We start from the raw sequence: 19,283 nt of genomic DNA, 5'->3' as shown, positions 1-19,283 counted from the left end.
GTCCCGGATGCGGCTGCTGCCCTTCGCGGTGGCCGTCTTCACCGGCCGCTGGATCCGCTTCCTCGTGATCGCGATCCCCGCCGCCCTCGCCTTCCACCACTGATAGGTCGACAGGATCGTGCCTTTGCGCGATGACGCCCCGAAGACGGGCGGGTTCCTCGGCGAGTCATCGCGCAAATGCACGATTCGAGGCGGCGATCAGTAGTCGGCGTCCACCACGTTCTCGAGCGGCTCGCCGCGCACGTAGCGGGTGACCTGCTCGGCGATGAGCCGCTTGGCGCGGGGGAAGAAGGAGCTGGCGGTGCCGCCGATGTGCGGCGTCAGCAGGATGCCGGGCGTGGTCCAGAGCGGGTGGCCGGGCGGTGGCGGCTCCGGGTCGGTGACGTCGAGCGCGGCTCGGATGCGGCCCTCGGCGCAGGCCTCGACCAGCGCGTCGGTATCGACGATCGCGCCGCGGGCGACGTTGACCAGCAGCGCGCCCGGCTTCATCGCGCGAATCAGCTCGGCGTCGACCAGGCCGCGGGACTCCTCGGTGAGCGGCAGGATCAGGACGACCACCTCGGCGTCGTGGACCAGCTCGGGCAGCTCCTCCACGCCGTGGACGCCCTCGTCGGGACGCGCCGACCGGGCCACCATGACGGCCGTGGCCTCGAAGGCCTCCACCTTGCGGCGTACGGCGGCGCCGATCGCGCCCGCTCCCACGATCACCACCCGGGCGCCGGCCAGCGACGGGTGCCACTTCTGGTCCCACACCTGCCGGTCCCGCTCATGGACGTAGGTGGCGAGGTCGCGCAGGCCGGCCAGGGTGAGGGTGAGCGCGAGCTCGGAGGTGGCCGTGTCGTGGATGCCGCGCCCGCTGCAGAGCGTGACGTGGCCGGGCACCTTGCCGCGCATCGCCTCCACCCCGGCGAACTGGACCTGCACCACCTCGAGGCTCGTCATGCCGGACAGGAGGTCGAAGACCGACGGGTCGAAGGAGTAGGGGATCGCGAGGAAGCGGACCTCGCCGGCGTTGTCGGGCGTGACGCTCAGGCCCGACGAGCTCTCCCTGCCCAGCTCGACGTGCCGGACGTCGGCGGCCGCGAGGACGTCGTCGGGCAGCTCGAGCTCGGCGACGGGATAGGGCACCCAGACGAGCGGTCGCCCGCTCATCCGGGGGTCCCCTCCGGTCGTCCCGTCACGCCGGTACCGGCTGCCGCCACTCGGTCGAGGGCGGCGCCGACCCGGCCGGGCGCCTCGCGCCACACGAAGTGGCCGGCGCCGTCGACCGCGTCGCACCACGAGTCGGGGATGAGCGCCAGCGTCTCCAGCGAGGCCCGCAGCGGCATCGGGCCGCCGGCGCCGTGCACCGCGTAGACGGGGATCGGCACACGGGTCAGCGCCTCCTCGAGGTCGGGCTCGGGCTCCAGCATCTCCGGCCACGCGCCCTCGGCGGCCTGGGGCGCCTGCTCCCAGTCGGGGGCGGGAGGAGCGGAGGCCGGGTCGGCGAAGTAGTAGGGCCAGTACAGCGCGAGCGCCTCCTTGGGGTCCTCGGTGGCCGCGGCGCGCGCGGCCAGGGCGGGATCGACCAGGCGCTCGAAGGCCGCGCTCCACTCCGGGAGCCCCTTGTCGCCGACCGCGCCGACGGGGTCGACGACGATCACCCCGGCGAGCCGGTGGTGGCGGTAGGCGGCGAGCTTCCATCCGAGATAGCCGCCCCAGGAGTGCCCGACGACGTATGGCCTGGTCCAGCCGAGATGGTCGAGCACCTCGTCGACGTCGGCGAGCGCCTCGGCATGGGTGTACGTGCCCTCGGTCGCGCTCGGCGCGAGGCCGCGCTGCTGGAACGAGGCGACGGTCCAGCCGTCGAGCTCGGGCAGGAGCTCGTCCATGTAGTCGGTGAGGCCCGGGCCGCCGTGCAGCAGCAGCACCTGGCGATCCGGGTCACCCGCGCGCAGCCATCCGCCCAGGGTGCCGGTGTGGAACGTCTCCATGTGCGGCAAGGCTAGCGAGTACCCCGGGAGGCCGCTGAGTGGGGAACGTGATCGCCTCGGTCCTCGAGGCGCAGGCGTCGGACGTGTTGCTGAACGCCTGATCCGCGTCGCGCCGGGCCGTGTTGCTGTGTGACTCGCGATCTGACCTCTGACGAGGCTTGGGGCTGTGATCGACAGGCTTCTGGTGATGTAGTTGGTGAGGTTGCGCCGCGCGCGTGTCGGGACCGACGCGTCAACCCGATCCACACCCGAATCCGGGAGGAGGTACTTATTCCGTATTGCGCCAGAAAGCACGACGAACCGCCAAGCCAATTACACAGACGATCAACGCGGCAAGGACGAGGGCGGGCAAGAACGGAAGCCACGACTGAAGCACGTCCATTATCAAGAATCCAATCACCACGCATGCGACGATGTAAAAGACCGCCCAGATCTTTGCGGTTTTGATATTCATCGTCTGATCCTCACCACCAATTCTGGCCGACCCGATTTCCTGGCCCAGCGCTGGTGAGACTCGCTCGTTGATCCCAGCCGGTATGAACACCGGTGACGAACTGGAAGATCCCGGCCGCCGGACAGTGTGCTCGGCTTTCAGGGCTTCCCAGCATCATCCGTATCGTCACGCGACTTGAGTTCTACTGACTGGGATGGTCACTTCTAAATCATGCTCATTGTCGAGTATTCACCCGTGGGGAAGTTGGCGTCTGGCGGACCGCAACCTCACCTTCCTCCATATCCAGGATGGTCTTTAAGCTTTCTCGTCGGCTAAGCGGCGCACCAATTCGGAAATGTTGAGGACTATCAGGTGAACGGTTTTGCCTGACGAGCAGCGGCGACTCGATGCGCCACGTCAGCAACCGGACGGGACGCGAGAGTGGGTCGATCAGTCCGCGAGGCTCGCGAAGCGGGAGCGGTGCCACACCAGCGGGTCGTGGTCGGGGCTGGAGGCGAGCGAGCTCACTCGCAGCACGACGATGTCGTGGTCGCCGGCGGGGTACTCGTGCTCGACGGTGCACTCCAGCCACACCGGGGACTCCTCGAGCAGGACCGCCCCGGACGGGGTGACCTGGTGATCGACCCCGGCGAGCCGGGCGGCCTTGTCGTGGCCCGCGAGCTGGCGGGCGGCGAGCTCGTGGCCGACCCCGAGCACCGAGACGCCGAGCACCGGAGCACGGCGCAGGTCCGGCCACGTGCTGGACGTGCGCTGGACGGCGAAGAGGACCAGCGGCGGGTCCTGGGAGACCCCGACGGTGAAGGAGGAGACGACGAGGACGTGGGCGGTCCCCTCCACCACGGCGCCCACGGCGGCGACCCCGGACGGGAAGCCGGCGAAGACCGCGCGCAGCGTGGCGGCGTCGGCTTCGTGGGCGGGCGTCATGCTCCGAATCCTGCCACTCCGGCCCATCGCGTGATCCACGTCACATGTGCCAAGGTGAAGACATGCGCAGAGCCAAGCTCGGGTGTGCCGGCGTACTCATCCTCATCCCCATCGTCGCCCTCCTCGCGGTGCCGACCTACGCCAAGGTCGAGCCACGACTGTGGGGCTTCCCCTTCTTCTTCTGGTACCAGCTGCTCTGGGTCTTCCTCTGCTCGGGGATGACGTACGCCGCCTACCGGCTGGTCCTCTCCGCACAGCGCCCGGCGGGCCCGACGGAGGGCGGGCGATGATCCCCCTGACCGCCGACGCCGGCGTCAACGGCGTCGCGATGACCGTCCTCGTCGCGCTCTTCGCCCTCGTCACCGTCGCGGGCTTCCTGGCGACGCGCTGGCGCCGGCCGGCCTCGATGGAGTCGCTGGAGGAGTGGGGCCTGGGCGGCCGCTCCTTCGGCACGCTCGTCACGTGGTTCCTCGTGGGCGGCGACATCTACACGGCCTACACGTTCGTCGCCGTGCCGGCCGCGATGTTCGCGACCGGCGCCGTCGCGGGCTTCTTCGCGGTGCCCTACACGATCGTGCTCTACCCGATCATCTTCGTCTTCATGGCGCGGCTGTGGTCGGTGAGCCACCGCCACGGCTACGTCACCACCGCCGACTTCGTCCGCGGCCGGTACGACGCCAGGCCCCTGTCCCTCGCCGTGGCGGTGACCGGCTTCCTGGCCACGATGCCCTACATCGCGCTGCAGCTCGTCGGCATGCAGGCGGTGCTCGAGGTGGCCGGCCTGGGTGGCGGGGACAACTGGTTCGTCAGGGACCTGCCTCTCTTCGTGGCCTTCGCGCTGCTCGCCGCCTACACCTACACCGCCGGCCTGCGCGCGCCCGCGGTGATCGCGGTGGTCAAGGACCTGCTGATCTACCTCGTCATCATCGTGGCGGTGATCTACCTGCCCCACCACGTCGGCGGCTGGGCCCACGTCTTCGACTCGGCGCAGGCCAAGATGAGCACCGTCAACGAGGCGACCGGCAAGCCGACCGGCACGTTCATCTCGGTGGACGCGACCCACTGGACCTACGCGACGCTCGCCCTGGGCTCCGCCCTGGCGCTCTTCATGTACCCGCACTCCGTCACCGCGTCGCTGTCGTCCAAGGACCGCAACGTCATCCGGCGCAACGCGGCCATCCTGCCGGCGTACTCCCTCCTGCTCGGCCTGCTGGCCCTGCTCGGCTGGGTCGCGATCGCGGCGGGCACCACGCCGGTCGGCGCCGACGGCAAGCCCAACGCGCAGCTCGTCGTTCCGCAGCTCTTCGAGGACATGTTCCCCTCGTGGTTCGCCGGGGTCGCCTTCGCCGCCATCGCCATCGGCGCGCTCGTCCCGGCGGCGATCATGTCGATCGCCGCGGCCAACACCTTCAGCCGCAACATCTACAAGGAGTGGCTCAAGCCGGACGCCACCGTCGCGGAGGAGGCGAAGGTCTCCAAGCTGATGTCGCTGGCGGTGAAGTTCTTCGCGCTGCTCTTCGTGCTCACCATGGACAAGCAGAACGCGCTCAACTTCCAGCTCCTCGGCGGCATCTGGATCCTGCAGATCTTCCCCTCCGTCGTCTTCGGCCTCTACACCCGCTGGTTCCACCGCTGGGCGCTGCTCGCCGGCTGGGCGGTCGCGATGGTCTACGGCACCGTGGCGGCCTACCGCGTCATCAGCCCGGTCACCGGCGGTCACTTCGGCGGCTCGACCGCGGAGATCCCCGGCCTGGGCCAGATGGGCTACATCGCGATGACGGCCTTCGTGATCAACGTGCTCGTCGCCGTGGTCGGCTCGGCGATCCTCAACGCGGCCAAGGTCTCCAACGGCCGCGACCGCACCGCTCCCGGCGACTACCACGCCAACGCCGGCGACCCGCGGGTCGACCGGGACCTCGCCACGCACTCCTCCCTCGAGCCGCCGCCCGAGCCGTGAGCCGGTCGTGAGCCGGTGAGGTCCGTGAGGTCGTGAGGGGAACGTGACGAAGCGCTGACGCGCTCATGCTCCCCGTGTCACGCGCGCCACTGAGAGTCGTCCCCATGACCTCCGTGCTCAACACCCCGACGGCCGAGGAAGCACCGGCCCCGAAGCACCTGCTCACGGACTGGCGTCCCGAGGACGCCGAGTTCTGGGCGACGACGGGCCGTCCCGTCGCCCGCCGCAACCTCGTCTGGTCGATCTTCTCCGAGCACCTGGGCTTCTCGGTCTGGGTGATCTGGTCGGTCTCGTCGGCGTTCCTCGCCGCTCAGGGCTTCGCGTTCACGCCCAAGCAGCTCTTCTTCCTCGTCGCCATCCCCAACCTCGTCGGCTCGCTGCTCCGGGTGCCCTACACCTTCGCCGTGCCGCGCTTCGGCGGCCGCCGCTGGACGATGATCTCGGCGGCGCTCCTGCTGATCCCCACCCTCGCGTTCGCGTACGCCGTGACGCAGCCGGGGACGCCGTACTGGCTCTTCTGCGTCATCGCCGCCACGGCCGGCTTCGGCGGCGGCAACTTCGCCTCCTCGATGGCCAACATCAACTTCTTCTACCCGTCCGCGGAGAAGGGCAAGGCGCTCGGGCTCAACGCGGCGGGCGGCAACCTCGGCGTCGCGCTCATCCAGTTCCTGCTGCCCGTCGTGGTCGGCGGAGCCGGGATCTTCGGCCTGGTCAAGGCCAGCGCGGGCGGCGTCCACCTCGAGCGGGCCGCCTGGATCTACGCCGGCCTGGCGGTGGCGGCCGTCGTGGCGGCGTACCTCTTCATGGACGACATCGAGGGCATCGAGTCGCACCCGAAGGAGCAGCTCGCGGTCTTCAAGCACCGCCAGGTGCGGGTGATGAGCCTGCTCTACATCGGCACGTTCGGGTCGTTCATCGGCTACTCCTCGGCGATGCCGCTGCTGATCAAGCTCAACTTCTGGCGCCAGCCCGTCCCTGCCGTCGTCGGCATCGGCATCAACTTCGCGTTCTACGCCTTCCTCGGCGCCCTGGTCGGCTCCGCGGCCCGCCCGATCGGCGGCTGGCTCGCGGACAAGTACGGCGGCGCCCGGATCAGCCTGGCCTGCTTCGTCGGCATGATCGCCTCGACGCTCGGCATCATCGCCACGCTCGGGCAGCTCACCGCGCTGGCGACGCCGACCCCCGAGGCGCTCGCGAAGATCGCCGCGGACCCGGCCGCCTTCCAGTTCCCCGACGCGGTCGTCAGCGCGGTCGACGGCAACGCCGACGTGTTCCCGGTCTTCCTCACGGCGTTCCTGCTGCTCTTCGCCTTCTCCGGCGCGGGCAACGGCTCGCTCTACAAGATGATCCCGCACCTCTTCCGCCACGACGCCCTGGAGGCCACGGAGGACGGCAGCGCCGATCGCCAGGTCGCCCTGATCAAGGCGGCCAAGAGCTCCTCGGCCGCGGCCGGCCTCATCGGCGCCGTCGGTGCGCTCGGCGGCTTCCTCATCCCGATCTCGTTCAACAGCCCCTGGGTCACCGACCCGCTGGCCGCGACGAAGGTGGCCTTCTGGATCTTCACCGCGTTCTACCTGGTCTGCGCCGCCCTCACCTGGGCGTTCTACGTTCGGAAGAGCGCGACGTACGCCGGGATCTGAGCTCCCTCGCCGTGACCGACACGCACTGCCCCTACTGCAGCCTCCAGTGCGGGATGTCCTTGCAGCGCAAGGGTCTCGCGCTGGAGGTCGCGGAGCGCCCGTCCTTCCCGGTGAACGAGGGCGCGCTGTGCCGCAAGGGCTGGACGGCGGCGGGGCTGCGCGGATCGCGGGAGCGGCTCACGACGCCGCTGGTCCGGGATCGCGCGACGGGGGAGTGGTCGGCCGCGAGCTGGGACGAGGCGCTCGACCTCGTCGCCGCGCGGCTCGCCTCGATCCGCGCCGAGCACGGGGCTGACGCGAACGCCGTCTTCGGCGGCGGTGGCCTGACCAACGAGAAGGCCTACCAGCTCGGCAAGCTCGCCCGGGTCGCGCTCGGCACCGCGATGATCGACTACAACGGGCGCTGGTGCATGTCCTCGGCGGCCTCGGCGGGGAACCAGGCGTTCGGGGTCGACCGGGGGCTTCCCTTCCCCCTGGCCGACGTCGAGCGGGCCGACGTGGTGGTGCTGGTCGGCTCCAACCTCGCCGAGACGATGCCGCCGGCGGCGCGGCACCTCGACCGGCTCCGCTCGCGTGGCGGACGGGTCGTGGTGATCGACCCCCGGCGCACCCCGACCGGCGACCGCGCCGACCTGTTCGTGCAGCCCGTCCCGGGCACGGACCTCCCGCTGGCGCTGGGCGTCCTCCACCTGGTCGACGCCGCGGGCGGGGTCGACGAGGCGTTCGTGGCGTCGCGGACCTCGGGGTTCGAGGAGGCGCGTGCCGCCGCGGCGGAGTGGTGGCCCGAGCGGGTCGAGCGGGTGACCGGCATCGCGGCCTCGGAGGTCCGGGCCCTCGCCGAGCTGATGATGTCCTCGCGCCGGGTCATGGTGCTTACCGCCCGTGGCGCCGAGCAGCACGCCGACGGCACCGCCACCGTGCTCGCCTGGATCAACGTCTGCCTCGCCCTCGGCCTCCCCGGCTCCGAGTACGCCGGCTACGGCTGCCTCACCGGCCAGGGCAACGGCCAGGGCGGCCGCGAGCACGGCCAGAAGGCCGACCAGCTGCCCGGCTACCGGATGATCGAGGATCCCGCCGCCCGGTCGCACGTCGCGCGGGTGTGGGGCGTCACGCCGGAGTCGCTCCCCGGCAAGGGGCTCTCGGCCTACGAGCTGCTCTCCGCCCTCGGCACCGACGGCGGGCCGAGGTCGCTGATGGTCTTCGGGTCGAACCCGGTCGTCTCCGCGCCGAACGCGCTGGCCGTCGCGGAGCGGCTCGCCGCGCTCGACCTGCTCGTGGTGGCCGACATCGTCATGTCGGAGACGGCGGCGGTCGCCGACGTCGTACTGCCCATCACGCAGTGGGCCGAGGAGACCGGCACGATGACCAACCTCGAGGGGCGGGTGATCCTGCGGCAGCAGGCGATCGCGCCTCCCGCGGGCGTGCGCTCGGACCTCGAGATCATGGCGGGGCTCGCGTCGCGGCTCGGCGCGCCGGGGGAGTGGCCGGTCGAGCCGGAGGTCGTCTTCGCGGAGCTGCGCGCCGCGTCGCGGGGCGGGAAGGCCGACTACAGCGGCATCACCTACGACCGGATCCGGGCCGAGGACGGGCTCTTCTGGCCCGTCCCCACGCTTCCCGAGCGCGATCACCCGGGCACGCCACGGCTCTTCGCGGACTCCTTCGCGCACGCGGACGGCCGCGCGCGCTTCGTGCCGGTCGGCTGGGGCGGCGCCGCCGAGGAGGTGGACGAGGACTACCCGCTGCACCTCACCACCGGGCGCGTCCTCTCGCAGTACCAGTCCGGTGCGCAGACTCGCCGGATCCGCGACCTCCCCGACGACGGCGCGTTCGTCGAGCTGCACCCAATGCTCGCCCTGCGGCTCGGCGCCCACGACGGCGAGCCGCTGACCCTGGCCACCCGCCGCGGCACCATGCGCGCCCCCGCCCGCATCGTCGACACCATCCGCCCCGACACCGTCTTCGTCCCCTTCCACTGGGTCGGCGCCAACAGGCTCACCCTCGACGCGCTCGACCCCAGCTCCCGCATGCCCGAGTTCAAGGTCTGCGCGGTCGCCGTCACCGCGTGAGCGGCATCGCGGCGGGCCGGCGCGGGGGCGGCCTGCTGCCCATCGAGGCTCCGCGGAGTCCAACCGCGGGCACTGGGAGTCACCAGGCGACCCTGACGACCCGCGGTTCGGGCAGGGCCCCTCGGATCAGTCGGCGGACTCCCAGGGGTTCACCGTGCGGCAGCCGATGCCGTCGAAGTCGCGGGCCCGCTGATCACCGCCCGAGGGTCGTCGCGCCGACGAGGTGCGTCCGCAGGCCGGTGGCGAAGTTCTCCTCGAAGGACCGTGCGGGCAGGCCGCCGAACTCCTGGTTGAGCCGGTGCACGAGCGGTGTGGGGCGCTCGTAGTCCCACAGGGCTCCCGCCAGGAGGGTGATCGCCCCGGCACAGTGGTGGGCGGTCTCGGCGTCGAGCGCCGGCAGCCGGACGCGCAGCCACTCGCGCAGGCGCACGGCGTTGGCCGCGGCGTTCGTCTTGAATCGGCGCGCGGTGTCCTCGGAGACGTTGTGCTCCAGCACCCCGGCCAGGGCGCTCAGGAGCTCGCACAGCACGGGACGGGCCGCCAGCGTGCGCGCGAGCGTCCCGGCCGTCGCGGTCTCGGCGGCGTGGGGCTCCGACGCGTCGCCGGCGGGAACGGTCTGCTCGAGCTCGTCGAGCCAGTCCCGCCAGTCCGCGTCGAGGAGCTCGAGGTAGATGGCCTCGCGGCTGTCGAAGTAGTTGAGCACGTTGGACTTCGCGAGCCCGACCCGTGAGCTCAGGTCGCGCAGGCTGATGGCGCTCAGGCGGCGCTCGCCGAGCAGCTCGCGAGCGGTGCGCAGGATCGTCGCGCGCCGCTCGGCCACCTGCTCGGGGCGCCGTGCGCGCTGGAAGCCGGGATCGGGGGCCACGGGGGCACGATAACAGACCACTGGATTGATATCTGTTAGGATCGGATTTACAGACCGCCGGTTCGTTATTCGCAGCGCGGTCCCGTCCCCTGAAGGAACGAGCATGAGCACAGTCCTCGTCACCGGAGGCACCGGATACGTCGCCTCCTGGGCCATCGTCCGCCTCCTGGAGGAGGGACACGACGTCCGCACCACCGTCCGCAGCCTCGACAAGGAGGAGGCCGTCCGCGCCGCGGTCGCGACCCTCGTCGACCCCGGCGACCGCCTCGGCTTCCATGTCGCCGACCTCCTCGACGACCGAGGCTGGGCGCAGGCACTGGACGGTGTGGCGTACGTGCTGCACGTCGCCTCGCCGCTCGGCGGGGCCGACGGCGATCCCGAGACGCTCATCCGGCCCGCGCGCGAGGGCGCCCTGCGGGTCCTGCGGCACGCCGTCGACGCCGGCGTCGAGCGGGTCGTGATGACGTCGGCCGCCGCGGCCGCGACCCCGGCCGACACCACGACGCCGGCGACGACCGACGAGACCCTCTGGACCGACCCCGAGGGGAGGCAGCTCAGCGTGTACCAGCGGTCCAAGGTGCTGGCCGAGCGGGCCGCCTGGGACTACCTCGCCGAGCGCGCCGACAACCCAGGAGCCACGACGCTGACCACGATCCTCCCCGGGGCGGTCTTCGGGCCTATCGTCTCCACCGCCAGCCGCGGCTCGACGGACATCGTCGAGCGGATGCTGACCGGCCGGATGCCCGGCCTGCCCGACATCCGCCTGGAGGTGGTCGACGTACGCGACCTCGTCGACCTCCACCTCCTCGCGATGACCGCCCCCGAGGCGGGCGGCCAGCGGTTCCTGGCCGTGAGCGGCGAGCTGATGTCCCTGCGTGACATGGGCGCGCTCCTGCGCGAGAGCCTCGGTGAGACGGCCGGCAGGGTACCGACCCGGAGGATCCCCGGCTTCGCCATCAAGGTCGCCGCTCGCTTCCAGGAGGACATGCGCACCCTCGCGTCCGCACTCGGCAGGCGCCACCAGCACAGCGCGGCGAAGGCTCGCGCCCTGCTCGGCTGGGAGCCGCGCCCGGCTGCCCGGACGATCCTCGACACCGCGCAGAGCCTCGTCGAGCACGGCGTTGTGAGGGCGTGAGAAGAAAGTGACACACCCCTGACACCTGCGGGTCGGGGGTGTTACGACCGCCGCACACCATGGACGGCATGGGACGGCGGATCGTGATCGTGGGCGGCGGCATGGCAGCCGTGCGCCTCGCCGAGCTGCTCGTCTCGCGCGGGGGCGCCGACGGTGACCGGAGCATCACCGTGGTCGGCGACGAGCGGCACCCGCCGTACAACCGGATCCTGCTCTCCGCCGTCCTCGAGGGGACGCACCGGCCCGAGGCGATCACCCTCCGCAGCCGCACCTGGTTCGCCGCGCACGGCGTGGCCGCGCATCAGGGCGCGCGTGTCGTGGACGTCCATCGGGACCGCAAGGTCGTCGAGCTCGCCGACCGCAGCGAGATCGGCTACGACCGGCTGGTGCTGGCGACCGGCAGCATCCCGACGCTGCCTCCCATCCGCGGCCTCGTACGCCGGGACGGCAGCCTCCACCCCAAGGTGCACGCCTTCCGCAGCCTGGACGACTGCGCCCGGCTCCTCGACGCGCTCCCCACGGCACGGACGGCCATCGTCATCGGCGGCGGACTCCTCGGGCTGCAGGTCGCCCGGGCGCTGTCCGTCCGCGGCCTGCGCGTGGAGATCGTCGAGGGCGCCGACTCGCTCCTCCACTCCCACGTCGACGAGGCCGCCGGCGCGGTCCTCAGGCGGAGTCTGACCAAGCTCGGCACCGACGTCTACACCGGCGCACGCGCGGTGCGGCTGACGGACGAGGGGCTCGTGCTCGACAACGGCTTCACTCTCGACGCGGACCTCTTCGTCCTCACCGCCGGCGGTCGGCCGAGCGTCAACCTCGCCCGCCGTGCCGGCCTCGAGACCCGCCGCGGCATCGTCGTCGACGACACCCTCGCCACCACCGATCCCGAGATCTTCGCCATCGGCGACTGCGCCCAGCACGACGGCAGAACGACCGGATTCGTCCCGCCGGCGTGGGAGCAGGCCGGCGTCCTCGCCGACCGCCTGACGGGCGGCGACGCGACCTACGACGGCCATCGCGTGGTCGCCCGGCTGCGCGCGACCGATCTCGAGGTCGCGGTCCTCGGCGATCCCGAGCGGGCCCGGCTCGATCCGGGAGCAGAGGTCGTGGCCGTCTCCAACCCGATCCGCGGCACCCACCGCCTGCTCGTCCTCCGCGACAACGTCATCGTCGCCGCGACCCTCGTCGGCGACCTCCGCCAGGTCGGCCTGATCACCCAGGCCTTCGACCGCCGCACCCGCCTCGCCGACGGCGAGTCGAGCCTCCTCCTGACCGGCCCCCGCAGCGTCGCGGGGGCCTCCTCCCCCCACCCGTCCGCCGGCGCGGCATCGCTTCTGCCCGACGACGCCGAGGTCTGCGCCTGCGCAGGCGTCAGCGCCGGCCGGATCCGCGCCTGTGCCTCCCTCGGCGAGGTGCGCGAGCAGACCCGCGCCACCACCGGCTGCGGCGGCTGCCGCTCGGTCTGCGAGCAACTGCTCGCTCCACAGCTCCTGAAGGGAACCGCACATGTCGCCTGAATATCGCAAGCGGATCGTCGTGGTCGGCCACGGCATGGTCGGCCACCGCTTCGTCCAGGCCGCCATCGAGCGCGGTCTCACCGAGACCCACGACATCGTCGTCCTCGGCGAGGAGCCCCGCCCGGCGTACGACCGCGTCGCGCTCACCTCGTGGTTCGAGGTCGGCGACCGGGCGCTCTCCTTCCTCCCCGAGGGCGCGTACGACGACCCGCGGGTCACCCTCCGCCTCAGCTCCGAGGTCGTGGCGATCAGCCCGCGGCATCGCATCGTGACCCTGGCGGACGGCGAGGACCTGCACTACGACGAGCTGATCCTGGCCACCGGAGCCGCGCCGTTCGTGCCGCCGGTGCCGGGGCGCGAGCTGGGCAACGTCTTCGTCTACCGCACGATCGACGACCTCGACGCGATCCGGAAGGCGGCGAAGAGGGCGAAGACCGGCGCCGTCATCGGCGGCGGACTGCTCGGTCTCGAGGCCGCCAACGCGCTGCACCAGCTCGGCCTGGAGACGCACGTGGTCGAGCTCGCGCCGCGCCTGATGGCCGTCCAGGTCGACGACGTCGGCGGCAGGACCCTGACCCGGCACATCGAGAAGCTCGGCATCACGGCCCACACCGGGGCGATGACCGAGGCCATCCTCGACACCGACGGCAAGGGGAAGGTCGGCGCGCTGGCGCTCAAGGACCGCAACCCGCTCGACGTCGACATCGTCGTCTTCTCCGCCGGCATCCGGCCGCGCGACGCCCTCGCCCGCGCCGCCGACCTGGCCGTTGCGGAGAGGGGAGGCATCCTCGTCGACGAGCAGTGCCGCACGCTCTCCGACGACCACGTCTGGGCGATCGGCGAGTGCGCGGCGCCCGGCGGGACGATGTACGGCCTGGTCGCTCCGGGCTACGCGATGGCCGAGGTCGCCGTCGACGCGCTCGTCCACCGGACCGCGGGCAGCGCCTCGGAGGCCGCGTTCACCGGCGCCGACATGTCCACCAAGCTCAAGCTCCTGGGGGTCGACGTGGCCTCCTTCGGCGACGCGCACGGCACCACCCCCGACTCGCTCGAGCTGGTCTTCCACGACGCCGTCGCCGGGATCTACAAGAAGCTCGTCGTGAGCGAGGGTGACGACGGCAGCTACCGCCTGCTCGGTGGCGTGCTGGTCGGGGACGCCTCGGCGTACGGGATCCTGAGGCCGATGGTCTCCAGCGGCCTCGCGCTGCCGGAGAACCCCGAGGAGCTCATCCTCCCAGCCTCGACCGGAGGGGGAGCGAGCAACATCGAGCTGCCCGACGAGGCGCAGGTCTGCTCCTGCAACGACGTGACCAAGGGCCAGATCAAGGCGGCCGTCGACCACGGCTGCGAGACCGCTGGTGACGTGACTCGCGCGACCAAGGCCGGCGCCACCTGCGGCTCCTGCAAGGTGCAGGTCAAGAAGATCGTCGAGGACTACTTCGCGGCGCAGGGGCGCACGGTCGACAGGTCCCTCTGCGAGCACTTTGCCGGAGGCGGAAATGGGCGCAGCGCGATGACCCGCGCGGAGCTCTTCGACGTGGTGCTCATCCACGGCTACCGCACGTTCGACGAGATCGTCGCCGCGCACGGCACCGGCCGGGGCTGCGACATCTGCAAGCCGACCGTCGCCTCCATCCTCGCCAGCCAGCTCAACGGCCACGTGCTCGCGGCGGAGAACCGCACCCTGCAGGACACCAACGACTTCGCCCTGGCCAACCTGCAGCGCAACGGCACCTACTCCGTCGTCCCGCGCATCCCCGGCGGCGAGATCACGCCCGACAAGCTGATCGTGATCGGCGAGGTCGCGCGCGACTTCGGGCTCTACACGAAGATCACCGGCGGTCAGCGGATCGACCTCTTCGGCGCCCGCCTCGAGCAGCTGCCCGCGATCTGGAGGCGGCTCGTCGACGCGGGGATGGAGTCGGGCCACGCCTACGGCAAGTCCCTGCGCACGGTGAAGTCCTGCGTCGGCTCGACCTGGTGCCGGTACGGCGTCCAGGACTCGGTCGGGCTCGCGATCATGCTCGAGCTCCGCTACCGCGGCCTGCGCAGCCCCCACAAGCTCAAGGGCGGGGTCTCCGGGTGCGCCCGGGAGTGCGCCGAGGCACGCGGCAAGGACTTCGGCGTCATCGCCACCGAGAAGGGCTGGAACCTCTACGTCGGCGGCAACGGCGGCGCCGTGCCCGCACACGCCCAGCTCCTCGCCGGCGACCTCTCGACCGCCGAGCTGGTCCGCTATCTCGACCGCTACCTCATGTACTACATCCGCACCGGCGACCGGCTGCAGCGCACCTCGACCTGGATCGACGCGCTCGACGGCGGCCTGGACCGTGTGCGCGAGGTGGTCGTGGACGACGCGCTCGGCCTCGGCACCGAGCTGGAGGCCGCCATGGCGCAGCACGTCGACTCCTACTTCGACGAGTGGGCCGCGACGCTGGAGGACCCCGACAAGCTGCGCCGCTTCGTCTCCTTCGTCAACGCCGCCGACACCCCCGACCCGGCGATCTCCTTCGGCGCCGTGCGCGACCAGATCGTCCCCGTCGACGCGGACGGCGTGGTCAACCTCGGCTCCGCCATCGCCGTCGGAGCGCCCCGATGACCGCCACGGAGACCGCGCTCACCCAGGTGTGCCCGGCCGATGCGATCGATCCGGAGTCCGCGGTCACCGCGCTGGTGCACGGCGTCGCCGTCGCCGTCTTCCGCACGAAGGACGACCGCTACTACGCCCTGGACAACTACGATCCGTTCGGGCGCGCTTCGGTGCTGTCGCGCGGCATCGTCGGGACCCGGCTCGTCGGGGACCGGGAGGTTCCGTTCGTGGCGTCGCCGCTGCACAAGCAGGCCTTCGACCTGCGCTCCGGACGATGTCTGGACGACGACGAGGTCAGCGTGCCGACGTACGACGTCGTGGTCAGCAACGGGATGGTCCTCGTGGGAGAGCAGCACTAGTGGTCAACGCCGGGAGTGAGCGCCCGCTCGAGGGCTTCCGCATCGGCGTGACCGCCGCCCGCAAGGCCGAGGAGCAGGTCACCCTGCTCGAGCGCCGCGGTGCGTCGGTCGTGCTCGCTCCCGCGCTGTCGATGGACCCCAACCGCGTGGACGACACCGCCCTCCGCGCCAGCACCGAGGAGGTGCTCGGCCAGCGGATCGACATGCTGCTCGCCACCACCGGCATCGGGATGAAGGCGTGGCTGGAGAAGGCGTCGGAGTGGGGCCTGGCCCAGCGGCTCGTCGACCGTCTCGCCGACGCCGAGATCCTCGCCCGCGGGCCGAAGTCGGTCGGCGCGCTGCGGCGCTTCGGGCTGCGCGAGCTGTGGGCGCCGGAGTCGGAGTCCTTCGACGACGTGCTCGAGCACCTGCGCGGCCGTGACCTCACCGGCAAGCGGATCGTCGTGCAGGAGCACGGCCAGTCCCTCTCGATCGTCGCCCACGCGCTCCGGCGCCAGGGGGCCGAGGTGGTCTCGGTCGTGGTCTACCGCGTCGAGCCGGCCGCCGACCCCGGGCCGATGTTCGGGATGGTCGAGCTGATCGCCGCCCGCGAGCTCGACGCGGTCACGTTCACCTCCGCGCCCGCCATCGCCGCGCTGATGCAGGTCGCCGGCTCGATGGGGCTGCGCGACCAGGTCATCGCCGCGTTCCAGGCCGACGTGGTCGCCTCCTGCGTCGGCCCGGTCGCCGCCGCGGCCTTCGACATGTGGGGGGTGCCGACGATCTGGCCGGCCGACCGCTACCGCCTGGTCGCGATGGTCAACCAGCTCGAGTGCGAGCTGCCCTCGCGCCGCGCGGGGCTCTCGATCGAGCTCGTCGGCGGCCACCAGCTCCTGCTGCACGGCGACGAGGTGCTCCTCGACGGCACCGAGGTCCGGCTCTCCCCGGCGCCGCTCGCCGTGCTGCACTCGCTCGTCGCCAACCCCGGCAACGTCGTCTCCCGCCAGGCCCTGCTCGCCATGCTGCCCAGCGGCACCGCCGGGTCCGAGCACGCCGTCGAGATGGCGGTCGCCCGGCTGCGCGCCGCGCTCGGCACCCGTGCCATCCAGACCGTCGTCAAGCGCGGCTACCGGCTGGCGATCGCATGACGCCGACTGGGGCCTCCCCTCAGCCGAATGGGGCCTCCCCTCCCGCCGAGTGGGGCCTCTCCTCGCGTCGAGTGGGGGCTGACGTGCGAGTGATGACCGTGGCGCACGGGACCCGCCATGAGACCGGCAACGCGGTGGCCGCGGAGCTCACCCGGCTGGCCGGGGGCCGGCTCGGGCTCGAGTCGACGACGACGTACGTCGAGCTCTGCCGGCCGCTCTTCGCCGACGCGATCGCGGCCACCCCGGGCGAGGTCGTCGTCGTACCTCTGCTCCTGTCACGGGGGTACCACGTGGCGGTGGACCTGCCGAAGGCCCTTCTCGCGGGAGGGGAGGCCCCACTCGGCGGGAGGGGAGGCCCCACTCGGGAGATGGTGCTCGCGCCCCCGCTCGGCCCGCATCCGCTCCTGGCCCGTGCCCAGGCGTCCCGGCTCATCGACGCCGGCGCCGTCCCCGGCGACCCGGTCGTGATGATCGCCGCCGGATCCCGCGATCCGCGCGCGGCCGAGGACCTCGCCGGCGCCGCCGACCTGCTCACCGGCATCTGGGGCGCCCGCGTCCGCGTCGCGGTGCTGTCGGGGGAGGGCGCGCGGCCGGCCGACGTGATCGAGCCGGGCGACGTCGTCTCGACCTACCTGCTCAGCCCGGGCCACTTCGCCACCCGCGCGGCCGAGGAGGCGCGAGCCTCGGGGGCGGTGGTCGTCGCGGACGTCCTCGGTGCGCATCCGCTGCTCGTCGAGCTGATCTGCGAGCGGGCCTCCGCACGGCTGCACACCGAAGTCCACTGAGCCCTGCTCCAAGCGCTCGCCGAGCGTGGCCGGCGACGGGCCGGACGACCTCGGTGCGCACCGTGCTGTGAGGCCGTGAGGACAAGTTCACGCTCGCGGCGTCCCGAGACGCCGACGGAGGCAATCGCGGCCGCCGATCGTAGGGTCATGGACAAGGAACTGCTCACCGAGAGCCTCGTCCTGGTCGACGGCCAGGAGGAGGCACTGACCCCGCGCTTCTACGAGATCCTCTTCGCGCGCTATCCGGCCGTGCGACCGATGTTCTCCGCCGACATCGGCCCGCAGGCGAAGATGCTGCGCGGTGCCGTGATCGCCGTCCTCGACCACCTCGACGACGCCGCCTGGCTCACCGACACCCTCGGCGCGCTGGGCGCCCGTCACGCGGGCTGGGGCGTCACCGCGCCGATGTACGACGCCGTCGCCGAGTGCATGATCGCCGCCATGGAGGAGCTCGGCGGCGGCGCGTGGACGCCGGCGATGACGGCGGAGTGGATCGCGGCTCTCGGCGCTGTCGCCTCGCTCATGCAGGCCGGCGCCTCAGCCGCCGACGAGGTCGATGGGGCCGACGGGGTCAGTGCCAGGTGAAGAGCTTGACCTCGCCGGTCTCCTCCGGCGGCCGGTAGTCGGTCAGCACCCGCGGCAGTGAGACCGCCGTCGAGTCGTCGGCGGGCTCCGGGCGGGAGCTGATCAGCGTCTCGGGCGGCGCCTGGACCGGCGGAGCGGGCGGCGCCGGTGGCGGAGCGGGCCGCTTGTCGGTCACCGCCGCGCGGTAGCAGTGGGTGAGGTAGGGCAGGCGCATCCCGCCGGTGCCACGGCCGTAGTCGTCGTACAGGGCCTCGACCTGGCGCCGCACCTCGGCCCGGTGCTCGTCACTGCCCGCGGCCTGCGTGGAGCGGCTGAGGGCGAGGTCGACGAGGCCGGCCCGGTCGACCTCCTGCCAGAACTCGAACTGCTCGTGCAGCGTGCCGGCGAAGTAGCCGGACCCCTCCAGCACCGGGGCAGGATCCGGATGCGCCGTCCCGTTGATGATCGCGCCCAGCTTGCGCACCCAGGGGATCGTCTCGTCGCGCTCGTTCCAGACGAGCGCGAGGTGGCCGCCCGGCTTCAGCACCCGCGCGATCTCCGGCAGCGCCCGCTCGGGATCGAACCAGTGGAACGCCTGCGCCGCGACCACGACGTCGACCGACGCGTCCGGGACGGGGAGCTGCTCGGCGGTGGCCTTGGTCGCGCGTACGTCGGGCAGGTGGGTCGCCAGGACGTCCAGCATGGCGTCGTCGGGATCGGTGGCGAAGACGTGATAGCGCTGCTCGACCAGCGCGCGGGTGAGCTTGCCGGTGCCGGCGCCCAGCTCGAGCACGTTGACGAAGGTGGTGCCGGGCTTGCCGATCAGCCAGCTCACCGCGTCGGCGGGATAGCCGGGCCGGCCACGGTCGTAGGCGTCGGCCACCGAGCCGAAGGAGCGCGCGGGATCGACCATGTCCCTCAGGTTAGCCTTGCGGACCGTGACTGATCCGCTGGCGCGACTCGTGTCGCTCGAGGGAGTGGCGAGCGCGTACGCCGCCACGCGCGACGGCATCGACGTGATGCTCCGCGACCGGGGCCTGCGCAAGACCACGCCGGAACAGACCGCCGAGTCGCTGCTGCGCGGGGCGCACGCCTCGGCGGTGCTCTCGGGGTCGGCCTCCTCACTCGCCGAGGTGCGAGCGGGCGAGGGGGACGGGACGGCCGGTGACGCCGTACGCATCTCGGCGGAGGTGCTGTCGCTGGTGCCGGTGCTCAAGAACGCTCCGCTGCAGGCGTTCGCGCGGCTGCACGCGCTCGCGGCGCGGGGGACGCTGCCCGACGCCGACCTCGGCCGGCCGCGCTCGCCGGAGGCGGCGCTGCGCCTGCG

16 protein-coding genes and 1 pseudogene are annotated in these 19,283 nt (G+C 72.0%); 12 read left to right on the top strand and 5 right to left on the bottom strand.

Annotated elements, in window-relative coordinates; all coding sequences use genetic code 11:
• Positions 1-198: 198 nt before the first annotated feature.
• The 3 genes from QM572_RS08690 to QM572_RS08680 form a co-directional block, all read right to left on the bottom strand.
• A complete protein-coding gene (locus tag QM572_RS08690) occupies positions 199-1,152 on the bottom strand; it encodes an NAD(P)-dependent oxidoreductase (RefSeq protein ID WP_415092104.1) in 954 nt (317 codons plus the stop codon).
• Positions 1,149-1,973 (bottom strand): alpha/beta fold hydrolase, encoded by an 825-nt coding sequence (locus QM572_RS08685; protein WP_415092102.1) that lies wholly within the window; start codon positions 1,971-1,973, stop codon positions 1,149-1,151. The genes QM572_RS08690 and QM572_RS08685 overlap by 4 nt, the downstream gene beginning before the upstream one ends.
• An 883-nt stretch (positions 1,974-2,856) precedes the next feature.
• Positions 2,857-3,351 carry a flavin reductase family protein gene (locus tag QM572_RS08680; RefSeq protein ID WP_415092100.1) on the bottom strand — a complete coding sequence of 165 codons (495 nt, stop codon included), beginning with the start codon at positions 3,349-3,351 and terminating at the stop codon, positions 2,857-2,859.
• A 62-nt stretch (positions 3,352-3,413) separates the two neighbouring features.
• On the opposite strand from QM572_RS08680, the gene QM572_RS08675 reads away from it, so the two are divergent.
• The 4 genes from QM572_RS08675 (at position 3,414) to QM572_RS08660 (ending at position 9,014) form a co-directional block, all read left to right on the top strand.
• Positions 3,414-3,641, top strand: coding sequence for a DUF3311 domain-containing protein (locus QM572_RS08675; protein WP_415092098.1), 228 nt, complete (start codon positions 3,414-3,416; stop codon positions 3,639-3,641).
• Positions 3,638-5,308, top strand: a complete 1,671-nt coding sequence (mctP, locus tag QM572_RS08670) for a monocarboxylate uptake permease MctP (RefSeq protein WP_415092096.1) — start codon at positions 3,638-3,640, stop codon at positions 5,306-5,308. Before QM572_RS08675 ends, mctP begins: the two co-directional genes overlap by 4 nt.
• Positions 5,309-5,412: 104 nt before the next feature.
• Positions 5,413-6,948, top strand: coding sequence for an MFS transporter (locus QM572_RS08665; RefSeq protein ID WP_415092094.1), 1,536 nt, complete (start codon positions 5,413-5,415; stop codon positions 6,946-6,948).
• 11 nt (positions 6,949-6,959) lie between these two features.
• On the top strand, positions 6,960-9,014 hold the full coding sequence (locus QM572_RS08660; RefSeq protein WP_415092092.1) for a molybdopterin oxidoreductase family protein: 2,055 nt from the start codon (positions 6,960-6,962) through the stop codon (positions 9,012-9,014).
• A 193-nt stretch (positions 9,015-9,207) separates the two neighbouring features.
• Here the strand turns inward: QM572_RS08660 and QM572_RS08655 are convergent, their stop codons facing one another.
• Positions 9,208-9,879, bottom strand: a complete 672-nt coding sequence (locus QM572_RS08655) for a TetR family transcriptional regulator (protein ID WP_415092090.1) — start codon at positions 9,877-9,879, stop codon at positions 9,208-9,210.
• 103 nt (positions 9,880-9,982) lie between these two features.
• On the opposite strand from QM572_RS08655, the gene QM572_RS08650 reads away from it, so the two are divergent.
• From QM572_RS08650 to QM572_RS08620, 7 genes are all read left to right on the top strand, one after another.
• Positions 9,983-11,014, top strand: coding sequence for an NAD-dependent epimerase/dehydratase family protein (locus QM572_RS08650; protein WP_415092088.1), 1,032 nt, complete (start codon positions 9,983-9,985; stop codon positions 11,012-11,014).
• Between the two features lie 68 nt (positions 11,015-11,082).
• Positions 11,083-12,531, top strand: a complete 1,449-nt coding sequence (locus tag QM572_RS08645) for an FAD-dependent oxidoreductase (protein WP_415092086.1) — start codon at positions 11,083-11,085, stop codon at positions 12,529-12,531.
• Positions 12,521-15,130, top strand: a complete 2,610-nt coding sequence (nirB, locus tag QM572_RS08640) for a nitrite reductase large subunit NirB (RefSeq protein ID WP_415092084.1) — start codon at positions 12,521-12,523, stop codon at positions 15,128-15,130. Before QM572_RS08645 ends, nirB begins: the two co-directional genes overlap by 11 nt.
• Entirely contained in the window at positions 15,127-15,480 is a 354-nt protein-coding gene (gene nirD / locus QM572_RS08635; protein WP_415092082.1) for a nitrite reductase small subunit NirD, read from the top strand. The genes nirB and nirD overlap by 4 nt, the downstream gene beginning before the upstream one ends.
• Positions 15,480-16,607, top strand: a complete 1,128-nt coding sequence (locus QM572_RS08630; protein WP_415092080.1) for a uroporphyrinogen-III synthase — start codon at positions 15,480-15,482, stop codon at positions 16,605-16,607. The genes nirD and QM572_RS08630 overlap by 1 nt, the downstream gene beginning before the upstream one ends.
• A 92-nt stretch (positions 16,608-16,699) precedes the next feature.
• Entirely contained in the window at positions 16,700-17,392 is a 693-nt protein-coding gene (locus tag QM572_RS08625) for a sirohydrochlorin chelatase (RefSeq protein WP_415092078.1), read from the top strand.
• A gap of 147 nt (positions 17,393-17,539) precedes the next feature.
• Positions 17,540-17,977 (top strand): globin domain-containing protein, encoded by a 438-nt coding sequence (locus QM572_RS08620; RefSeq protein WP_415092076.1) that lies wholly within the window; start codon positions 17,540-17,542, stop codon positions 17,975-17,977.
• Here QM572_RS08620 and QM572_RS08615 read toward each other — a convergent pair.
• Positions 17,964-18,869 (bottom strand): class I SAM-dependent methyltransferase, encoded by a 906-nt coding sequence (locus QM572_RS08615; protein ID WP_415092074.1) that lies wholly within the window; start codon positions 18,867-18,869, stop codon positions 17,964-17,966. The genes QM572_RS08620 and QM572_RS08615 overlap by 14 nt on opposite strands.
• 25 nt (positions 18,870-18,894) lie before the next feature.
• Between QM572_RS08615 and QM572_RS08610 the strand changes: the two are divergent.
• Positions 18,895-19,283, top strand: a pseudogene (locus QM572_RS08610) (oxidoreductase); the annotation flags it as partial.

The organism is Nocardioides sp. (assembly GCF_047607365.1).
Classification (GTDB): Bacteria; Actinomycetota; Actinomycetes; order Propionibacteriales; family Nocardioidaceae; genus Nocardioides.
The sequence above is the reverse complement of the archived record's forward strand: the minus strand, read 5'-3'. Positions and strand labels throughout refer to the sequence as shown.

Coding starts and splice junctions, on each gene's coding strand:
- QM572_RS08690 (WP_415092104.1), bottom strand. CDS start 1,152: ATGAGCGGGCGACCGCTCGTCTGGGTGCCCTATCCCGTCGCCGAGCTC.
- QM572_RS08685 (WP_415092102.1), bottom strand. CDS start 1,973: ATGGAGACGTTCCACACCGGCACCCTGGGCGGATGGCTGCGCGCGGGT.
- QM572_RS08680 (WP_415092100.1), bottom strand. CDS start 3,351: ATGACGCCCGCCCACGAAGCCGACGCCGCCACGCTGCGCGCGGTCTTC.
- QM572_RS08675 (WP_415092098.1), top strand. CDS start 3,414: ATGCGCAGAGCCAAGCTCGGGTGTGCCGGCGTACTCATCCTCATCCCC.
- mctP (WP_415092096.1), top strand. CDS start 3,638: ATGATCCCCCTGACCGCCGACGCCGGCGTCAACGGCGTCGCGATGACC.
- QM572_RS08665 (WP_415092094.1), top strand. CDS start 5,413: ATGACCTCCGTGCTCAACACCCCGACGGCCGAGGAAGCACCGGCCCCG.
- QM572_RS08650 (WP_415092088.1), top strand. CDS start 9,983: ATGAGCACAGTCCTCGTCACCGGAGGCACCGGATACGTCGCCTCCTGG.
- QM572_RS08645 (WP_415092086.1), top strand. CDS start 11,083: ATGGGACGGCGGATCGTGATCGTGGGCGGCGGCATGGCAGCCGTGCGC.
- nirB (WP_415092084.1), top strand. CDS start 12,521: ATGTCGCCTGAATATCGCAAGCGGATCGTCGTGGTCGGCCACGGCATG.
- nirD (WP_415092082.1), top strand. CDS start 15,127: ATGACCGCCACGGAGACCGCGCTCACCCAGGTGTGCCCGGCCGATGCG.
- QM572_RS08625 (WP_415092078.1), top strand. CDS start 16,700: ATGACCGTGGCGCACGGGACCCGCCATGAGACCGGCAACGCGGTGGCC.
- QM572_RS08620 (WP_415092076.1), top strand. CDS start 17,540: ATGGACAAGGAACTGCTCACCGAGAGCCTCGTCCTGGTCGACGGCCAG.
- QM572_RS08615 (WP_415092074.1), bottom strand. CDS start 18,869: ATGGTCGATCCCGCGCGCTCCTTCGGCTCGGTGGCCGACGCCTACGAC.